Origin of the sequence: Paracraurococcus ruber (assembly GCF_004353985.1) — a bacterium.
Classification (GTDB): Bacteria; Pseudomonadota; Alphaproteobacteria; order Acetobacterales; family Acetobacteraceae; genus Paracraurococcus; species Paracraurococcus ruber.
This window is the reverse complement of sequence record NZ_SMOA01000057.1, coordinates 22,706-30,546: the sequence shown is the minus strand read 5'-3', so window position 1 is coordinate 30,546 and position 7,841 is coordinate 22,706. Positions and strand designations below refer to the sequence as shown.

General features: G+C 69.8%; 8 protein-coding genes. All 8 read right to left on the bottom strand.

Going from position 1 to position 7,841, the window contains the following annotated elements:
- Nucleotides 1-10 precede the first annotated feature (10 nt).
- The 8 genes from E2C05_RS12990 to pdhA all read right to left on the bottom strand — a co-directional run bounded on the left by E2C05_RS12990 (nt 11) and on the right by pdhA (nt 7,752).
- Entirely contained in the window at nt 11-496 is a 486-nt protein-coding gene (locus E2C05_RS12990; RefSeq protein ID WP_133220064.1) for a type II toxin-antitoxin system RatA family toxin, read from the bottom strand.
- Complete coding sequence (lipA, locus tag E2C05_RS12985) at nt 496-1,485, bottom strand: lipoyl synthase (protein ID WP_133220063.1); 990 nt, start codon at nt 1,483-1,485, stop codon at nt 496-498. The genes E2C05_RS12990 and lipA overlap by 1 nt, the downstream gene beginning before the upstream one ends.
- A gap of 147 nt (nt 1,486-1,632) precedes the next feature.
- On the bottom strand, nt 1,633-3,030 hold the full coding sequence (lpdA, locus tag E2C05_RS12980) for a dihydrolipoyl dehydrogenase (RefSeq protein ID WP_133220062.1): 1,398 nt from the start codon (nt 3,028-3,030) through the stop codon (nt 1,633-1,635).
- Nucleotides 3,023-3,517: a GNAT family N-acetyltransferase gene (locus tag E2C05_RS12975; protein WP_133220061.1), complete on the bottom strand. Its 495-nt coding sequence runs from the start codon at nt 3,515-3,517 to the stop codon at nt 3,023-3,025. The genes lpdA and E2C05_RS12975 overlap by 8 nt, the downstream gene beginning before the upstream one ends.
- Nucleotides 3,514-3,906, bottom strand: a complete 393-nt coding sequence (locus tag E2C05_RS12970) for a VOC family protein (RefSeq protein ID WP_133220060.1) — start codon at nt 3,904-3,906, stop codon at nt 3,514-3,516. The genes E2C05_RS12975 and E2C05_RS12970 overlap by 4 nt, the downstream gene beginning before the upstream one ends.
- Nucleotides 3,903-5,282: a pyruvate dehydrogenase complex dihydrolipoamide acetyltransferase gene (locus E2C05_RS12965; protein WP_133220059.1), complete on the bottom strand. Its 1,380-nt coding sequence runs from the start codon at nt 5,280-5,282 to the stop codon at nt 3,903-3,905. Before E2C05_RS12965 ends, E2C05_RS12970 begins: the two co-directional genes overlap by 4 nt.
- 12 nt (nt 5,283-5,294) lie before the next feature.
- On the bottom strand, nt 5,295-6,725 hold the full coding sequence (locus E2C05_RS12960) for a pyruvate dehydrogenase complex E1 component subunit beta (protein WP_133220058.1): 1,431 nt from the start codon (nt 6,723-6,725) through the stop codon (nt 5,295-5,297).
- A 1-nt stretch (nt 6,726) separates the two neighbouring features.
- On the bottom strand, nt 6,727-7,752 hold the full coding sequence (gene pdhA, locus E2C05_RS12955) for a pyruvate dehydrogenase (acetyl-transferring) E1 component subunit alpha (RefSeq protein ID WP_133220057.1): 1,026 nt from the start codon (nt 7,750-7,752) through the stop codon (nt 6,727-6,729).
- Nucleotides 7,753-7,841: the final 89 nt, after the last annotated feature.

Genomic DNA, 7,841 nt, shown 5'->3' with positions numbered 1-7,841 from the left:
CTGGCGGGGGTCAGGCCTGCGGCGCGGGCGCGGCGGCCGGCGGCGCGGCGGCGGGCCGGCCATAGAGCTGCGTCGCCCGGCGTTCGAAGGCGCGGACCATCAGCCGCACCGCCTCGTTGAACACGGTGCCGATCACCGCCTGCAGCAGGCGCGAGCGGAACTCGAAATCCACGAAGAAATCCACCTGCGTCCACATCTCGTTCCCGTGCGGGTGCGGGTGGAAGCGCCAGTGGTTGTTCAGGTAGCGGAAGGGGCCGTTCAGGTATTTCACATGCACATGGTCCGGCCGTTCCAGCAGCACCTGGCTGCGGAAGGTCTCCCGGAACATCTTGAAGCCGATGGTCAGGTCGGCGATCAGCTCCTCATCCTTGCGGGACAGGACGCGGGCGCCGACGCACCAGGGCAGGAATTCCGGGTAGCGCCGCACATCGGCGACCATGTCGAAGAGCTGCTCGGGCGAGTAGCGGAGGATCTTCTTCTCGGCGTGGGTGGGCATCAGGCGGCGGCCAGCTTCGCCTCGCGCGCCTGCCGCAGCGCGGCGAAGTCGCGGTCCGCATGGTAGCTGCTGCGCGTCAGCGGCGTGGCGGAGACCAGCAGGAAGCCCTTGGACCGCGCCATGCGGGCATAGTCCTCGAACTCCTCCGGCGTCACGAAGCGGTCCACCGCGGCATGCTTCACGCTGGGCTGCAGGTACTGGCCGATGGTGAGGAAATCCACCTCGGCGCTGCGCAGGTCGTCCATCACCTGCAGCACCTCGATCCGCGCCTCCCCCAGCCCGACCATCAGGCCGGACTTGGTGAAGATGGTGGGGTCCAGCTGCTTCACCCGGTCCAGCAGCCGCAGGGAATGGTAGTAGCGGGCGCCCGGGCGGATGCCGGGATAGAGCTTCGGCACCGTCTCCAGGTTGTGGTTGAAGACGTCGGGCCGGGCTTCCGCCACCACCTCCAGCGCGCCGTCCTTGCGGAGGAAGTCGGGGGTCAGGACCTCGATCGTCGTCTCCGGCGCCGCGGCGCGGATGGCGCGGATGGTCCGGGCGAAATGCTCCGCGCCGCCATCCGCCAGGTCGTCCCGGTCCACGCTGGTGACGACGACATGCCGCAGGCCGAGCGTCGCCACCGCGTCGGCCACCCGCCGCGGCTCATCGGCGTCGAGCGCCTTGGGCAGGCCGGTGGCGACGTTGCAGAAGCTGCAGGCGCGGGTGCAGGTGTCGCCCATGATCATCATGGTGGCGTGCCGCTGCGACCAGCATTCGCCGATATTCGGGCAGGCGGCTTCCTCGCAGACCGTGACCAGCCGGTTGTCGCGCATCAGCGCCCGGGTCTCGTGATAGACCGGGTGCGTCGGCGCCTTCACCCGGATCCAGGCGGGCTTGCGCTGGATGGGGTTGTCGGGCCGGTGGGCCTTCTCGGGGTGGCGGGCCGCCGGGCGGGAAGCAGGCGCCCCCTCCCCCGCCGGCCGGTGGTCGATCTCGATGCGCGTGGCCATGCCTGACTGCCTGGTCCTTCGGGCCTGGTGTCCCGGGGCGAAGCCCGCCGCCGGCCGGCTACGCCCCGGGACACCAGCCTTTGTTTTCAGCGGCCTGCTTGTCCGCCCCCGTCCCGACCAATGGCCGTGAGAGGGGCGGGCAGGACACTAGATGTGGATCACCCTCCCATAGGCATCAAGCACGGCCTCATGCATGGCTTCCGAGATGGTCGGGTGGGGGAAGACGGTCTCCATAAGCTCCGTCTCGGTCGTCTCCATGGTCTTGGCGATGGTGTAGCCCTGGATCATCTCCGTGACCTCCGGGCCGGCCATGTGTGCGCCGAGCAATTCGCCGGTCTTCGCGTCGAAGACCGTCTTGATCATCCCCTCCGGCTCGCCCATGGCGATGGCCTTGCCGTTGCCGATGAAGGGGAAGCGGCCGACCTTCACCTCGTGGCCCGCCTTCCTCGCGGCGTCCTCGGTCAGGCCGACGCTGGCGACCTGCGGCCGGCAATAGGTGCAGCCGGGAATGTTCTTCGTGTCGATGGCATGCACATGCTTGCCGGCGATCGCCTCGACGCAGAGCACGCCCTCATGGCTCGCCTTGTGGGCCAGCCAGGGCGGGCCGGTGAGGTCGCCGATGGCATAGACCCCGGGCTCCCCGGTGCGGCACAGCGCGTCGACCTCCACATGGGTGCGGTCCACCTTCACGCCGGTGCCCTCGAGCCCGATATCCTCGACATTGCCGACGATCCCCACCGCCGAGATGACGCGGTCGGCGGTGATCTCCTGCACCTTGCCATTGGCCTCGATGACCGCCGTCACCTCGTTGGCGCCCTTCCGCAGGCCCTGGATCTTGGCCCCGGTCAGGATCTTCATCTTCTGCTTCTCGAACGCCTTGCGGACGAAGGCGCTGATCTCCGCATCCTCCACCGGCAGGATGCGGTCCAGCACTTCGACGAGCGTCACCTCGGCGCCCATGTTGAGGTAGAAGCTGGCGAATTCGGCGCCGATCGCACCCGACCCGATCACGATGAGCCGCTTCGGCATGGTGTCAGGCACCATCGCCTCGCGATAGGTCCAGATCAGCTTGCCGTCCGGCTCGATCCCCGGCAGCACCCGGGCGCGCGCGCCGGTGGCCAGGATGATGTGCTTGGCGGCGAGGTCGGCGACCGGCTTGCCGTCCTTGGCGACCGCGAGCCTGCCCTTGCCGGCCAGCTTGCCATGGCCGTCGAAGACCGCGACCTTGTTCTTCTTCAGCAGGTGCTTCACGCCGCCCGAGAGCTGCCCGGCGACCGCACGGCTGCGCTTGACCACCTTCGCCAGGTCGAAGCGGATGTTGTCGGCGGCGAAGCCATAGGCATCCAGCGTGTGCAGCAGGTGGTTGATCTCGCTGCTGCGCAGCAGCGCCTTGGTCGGGATGCAGCCCCAGTTCAGGCAGATGCCGCCCAGGTGCTCGCGCTCCACCACCGCGGCCTTCATGCCCAGCTGGGCCGCGCGGATGGCGGCGACATAGCCGCCGGGGCCGCCGCCGAGGACGACCAGGTCGAAGGAGGTGTCAGCCATTGAGGTCTCCCGATGCCGCCAGCGCGGCCAGCGCGTCGCCGCCGAGGCGTTGCAGGGTCCAGCCCTCCCGCGGGAGGGCGCCGATGGAGCGGTAGAAGGCGATGGAGGGGGCGTTCCAGTCCAGCACGGACCACTCCATCCGGCTGCAGCCCTGCGCGACGGCGCGGCGGGCCAGGTCCGCGAAGATGGCACGGCCGATCCCCCGCCCGCGCTGGTCCGGGTTCACGAAGACATCCTCGACATAGAGCTTGGCCCGGCCGTCGAAGGTGGAGACGCTGTGGTACCAGAGCGCGAAGCCGACCGGCGCCCCGTCCCACTCCGCGATCAGCGCCTCGGCCCGCGCCGGGGTGCCGAAGAGGAGGCTGCGGAAATCCTCCTCCGTCGCCAGCACCTCGTGCAGCAGCTTCTCGTAGTCCGCCAGGGCGCGGACGAAATGGAGGACCAGCCCCAGGTCGTCGGGCGTCGCGTCCCGCAGCCGCAGGCTCATGCCGCGGCCTCGTGGCACACCGCCTCGATCCGGTTGCCGGCGGGGTCGCGCAGGAAGGCGGCGTAGTAATGCGGGTGGTAGTGCGGCCGCAAACCCGGCGGGCCGTCATCCGCCCCGCCGGCCGCCAGCCCCGCCCGCCAGAACCCGTCCACCGCCGCGCGGTCCGGCGCCTTGAAGCACCAGTGCCGCCCGGCCGCGTCCCCGGGCGCTTCGCCCTGCCGCACCGAGAGGTAGCTGCGCCCAGGCTGCGCCGCATCGGCCCGCAGCCCGTAGCCCAGCCAGGTGTCGTCCCGCCCGACCGCCGGCACGCCGAGCGTCGCCATCACCGCGTCGTAAAAGCGCGCGGCGGGGGCGAGGTCGGGCACCGTGATCGAGACATGGTCGATCACAGCATCAGGCTCAGCGGATCCTCGATCACGCCCTTCAGCGCCTGCATGAACTCGGCGGCCAGCGCGCCGTCGATGACGCGGTGGTCCACCGACAGCGTGCAGGTCATCACCGTGGCGACGGCGAGCTGCCCGCCCTTCACCACCGGCCGCTGCTCCCCGGCGGCCACCGCCAGGATGCCGGCCTGCGGCGGGTTGATGATGGCGCTGAACTCCTTCACGCCATACATCCCCATGTTGGAGATGGAGAAGCCGCCGCCCTGGAATTCCTCGGGCTTCAGCTTGTTCGCCTTGGCCCGCCCGGCCAGCTCCTTCATCTCGTTGCTGATGGTGGACAGGCCCTTCTGGTCGGCGCGGCGGATGATCGGGGTGATCAGGCCCGCCGGCGTCGAGACGGCGATGGAGATGTCCACGTCATGCAGCTGCAGGATCGCGTCGTCGGTCCAGATGGCGTTGACGTTCGGATAGCGCCGCAAGGTGGCCGCCACCGCCTTGATGACCATGTCGTTGACCGAGAGCTTGAAGGCCCCCGGCCCGTCCTTGGCCGACTTGGCATTCAGGTCGGCGCGCAGCTTCAGCAGCGCGTCGATCTCGAAATCCATCGAGACGTAGAAATGCGGGACGGTCTGCTTCGACTCCGAGAGGCGCCGGGCAATGACCTTCCGCATGCTGCTGTTCGGCACCGGCGTGTGCGGCGCCGTGACCACCGGGGCGGCGGGCTTGGGCGCGGGCGCGGCGGCGGGCTGCGGCGCCGGGGCGGCAGCCTGCGGGGCCGGTGCCTGCGGCTTCGCGGCGGGGCCCTTCGAAAGCGCCGCCTCGATATCCGCCTTGACGATCCGCCCGCCGGGGCCGCTGCCCTGCAGCGCGTTCAGGTCCAGCCCGGCCTGCTGCGCCATGCGGCGCGCGAGCGGCGAGGCGAAGACCCGCTCCCCGCCCGCATCATGGCCGTTCGACTTCGGCGCGGGGGCGGTGCCGCCGCCGGATTGCGGCTGCGGCATCGCCACCGGCTGCTCCGCGGCACCCGCCACCTTGCCGTCCTTCGTCGCCTCCAGCGCCGCCGCCTCGCTCGGGCTGGCCGACTGCGCGGCACCGCCACCGCCGGCCGACTTGGGCGCCGGCGCCGCATCGGCGCTCTCGCCCGGCTCGACCAGCACGGCGATCGGGTCGTTCACCTTCACGCCCTGGGTGCCGTCTGCCACCAGGATCTTTCCCAATATGCCTTCGTCGACGGCTTCGACTTCCATCGTCGCCTTGTCGGTCTCGATCTCGGCAATGATGTCGCCGGCCTTGACCTGGTCGCCTTCCTTCTTCAGCCAGCGCGCCAGGTTGCCCTCCGTCATGGTGGGCGACAGGGCGGGCATCAGGATGTTGGTCGCCATCGTTCCCGCCCCTTACTTGTAGGTCGCGCGCTTGACCGCCGCGATGATCTCGGGCTGGGTCGGCAGCGCCAGCTTCTCGAGATTGGCGGCATAGGGCATCGGCACGTCCTTGCCGCAGACCCGCACCGGCGGCGCGTCCAGCCAGTCGAAGGCCGCCTCGATCACCTGCATCGCCACCTCGGTGCCGATATTGGCGTAGGGCCAGCCTTCCTCCACCGTCACCAGCCGGTTGGTCTTCCTCACCGATGCGGCGATGGTCTCGGCATCCAGCGGGCGGATGCTGCGCAGGTTGATCACCTCCGCCTCGATCCCTTCCTTCGCCAGCGCCTCGGCCGCCTGCATCGCCCAGGTCACCGCGATGGAATAGGCGACGATGGTCACGTCCCTGCCCGGCCGCTCCACCTTCGCCTTGCCGATCGGCAGGATGAAGTCCTCATCCGTCGGCACCTCGAAGCTGTGGCCGTAGAGGATCTCGTTCTCCAGCACGATCACCGGGTTCGGGTCGCGGATGGCGGCGCGCAGCAGGCCCTTGGCATCCGCCGCCGACCAGGGCGCCACCACCTTCAGCCCCGGCACATGCGCATACCAGGAGGCGTAGCACTGGCTGTGCTGCGCCGCGACGCGCGCCGCGGCGCCGTTCGGGCCGCGGAAGACGATCGGGCAGCCGAGCTGCCCGCCCGACATGTACAGCGTCTTGGCGGCCGAGTTGATGATCTGGTCGATCGCCTGCATGGAGAAGTTGAAGGTCATGAACTCCACGATGGGCCTGAGCCCATTCATGGCGGCACCGACCGCCATGCCCGTGAAGCCGTGCTCGGTAATCGGGGTGTCGATGACCCGGCGCGGGCCGAACTCGTCCAGCAGGCCCTGGCTGATCTTGTAGGCGCCCTGGTACTGGGCGACCTCCTCGCCCATCAGGAAGACATCCTTGTCGCGCCGCATCTCCGCCGCCATGGCGTCGCGCAGCGCCTCCCGCACCGTCATGGACTTGGTCGGGCCCCAGTCCTTCTCGGGCGCCGCCGCCGCCTCGCCGGCCTTGGCCGCGCCCTCGCCGCGCGCGGCGCCGCGCTGCGCCACCGCGCCGGCATCCTCGGCCTGCTTCGCCACCTGCCCGACCTCGCCATGCGCCGCGGCGGGCGGCGCCGGCTGCTGCGGCATGGCCGTGTCGGCGCCCGGCGCCGCGCCCTTCGACGCGGCCTCGCCGCCGCCATCCAGCTCGGCGATGGGGGAGTTGACCGAGACGCCCTCGGTGCCCTCGGGCACCAGGATCCGGGTCAGCTTGCCCTCGTCCACGGCCTCCACCTCCATGGTGGCCTTGTCGGTCTCGATCTCGGCGATCACGTCGCCGGACTTCACCTCGTCGCCCTCCTTCTTCAGCCAGCGGGAGAGCTTGCCCTCGGTCATGGTCGGCGACAGGGCCGGCATCAGGATCTGCACGCCCATCTCAGCGGGCCTCCTCAAGCAGGATGTCGGTCCATAGCTCGCTCTCCGGCGGCTCGGGCGATTGCTGGCTGAAATCGGCGGCGTCCTGGACGATCGCCTTCACCTCGTCGTCGATCTTCTTCAGGTCCGCCTCGGTCGCGCCCTGGTCCAGCAGCGCCTGGCGCGCGGTCTCGATCGGGTCCGACTGCTCGCGCATCTTCTGCACCTCCTCCCGCGTGCGGTACTTCGCCGGGTCGGACATGCTGTGACCGCGGTAGCGGTAGGTCTTCATCTCCAGCAGGTAGGGGCCGTTGCCGGCGCGGCAGTGGGCGGCGGCGCGCTCCCCCGCCTCCTTCACCGCGGCGACGTCCATGCCGTTCACCTGCTCCCCCGGGATGCCCCAGGGGCTGCCGTTCTTCGACAGGTCGCGCGACGCGCTGGCCCGCTCGACGCTGGTGCCCATGCCGTACTTGTTGTTCTCGATGATGAAGATGCAGGGCAGCTTCATCAGCGCCGCCAGGTTGAAGCTCTCGAACACCTGGCCCTGGTTCGACGCGCCCTCGCCGAAATAGGTCAGGCAGACATTCCGGCTCTCGCGGTACCAGTTCGAGAAGGCGAGGCCGGCGCCGAGCGAGACCTGGGCGCCGACGATGCCATGCCCGCCGAAGAAGCCCTTCTCCCGGCTGAACATGTGCATGGAGCCGCCCTTGCCCTTGGAGTAGCCGCCGATCCGCCCGGTCAGCTCCGCCATGACGCCGCGCGCCTCCATGCCGGTGGCCAGCATGTGCCCATGGTCGCGGTAGGAGGTGATGACCTGGTCGCCGGGCTCGAGGCACATCTGCATGCCGACGACGACCGCTTCCTGGCCGATATAGAGGTGGCAGAAGCCGCCGATGAGGCCCATGCCATAGAGCTGGCCGGCCTTCTCCTCGAATCGGCGGATCAGCAGCATGTCCCGGTAGGCCTGCTGAAGCTGGTCGCGCCCCAGCGGCTGCGCCGCCCCCGCCCGCGGCTTGCGCTTGGCCGCGGTCTCCGTCGCCTGGGCCATGCCTTGGCTCCCTTATCGTCTCCGGTCGCCGTGATCTACGCGGCAGGAAACGCCGCGGCAAGCGACGGCCGCATGAAAAAAGTCCGATG

Excerpts from the sequence above, each read along its gene's own strand:
- E2C05_RS12990 (WP_133220064.1), bottom strand. The coding sequence starts at position 496 with ATGCCCACCCACGCCGAGAAGAAGATCCTCCGCTACTCGCCCGAGCAG.
- lipA (WP_133220063.1), bottom strand. The coding sequence starts at position 1,485 with ATGGCCACGCGCATCGAGATCGACCACCGGCCGGCGGGGGAGGGGGCG.
- lpdA (WP_133220062.1), bottom strand. The coding sequence starts at position 3,030 with ATGGCTGACACCTCCTTCGACCTGGTCGTCCTCGGCGGCGGCCCCGGC.
- E2C05_RS12975 (WP_133220061.1), bottom strand. The coding sequence starts at position 3,517 with ATGAGCCTGCGGCTGCGGGACGCGACGCCCGACGACCTGGGGCTGGTC.
- E2C05_RS12965 (WP_133220059.1), bottom strand. The coding sequence starts at position 5,282 with ATGGCGACCAACATCCTGATGCCCGCCCTGTCGCCCACCATGACGGAG.
- E2C05_RS12960 (WP_133220058.1), bottom strand. The coding sequence starts at position 6,725 with ATGGGCGTGCAGATCCTGATGCCGGCCCTGTCGCCGACCATGACCGAG.
- pdhA (WP_133220057.1), bottom strand. The coding sequence starts at position 7,752 with ATGGCCCAGGCGACGGAGACCGCGGCCAAGCGCAAGCCGCGGGCGGGG.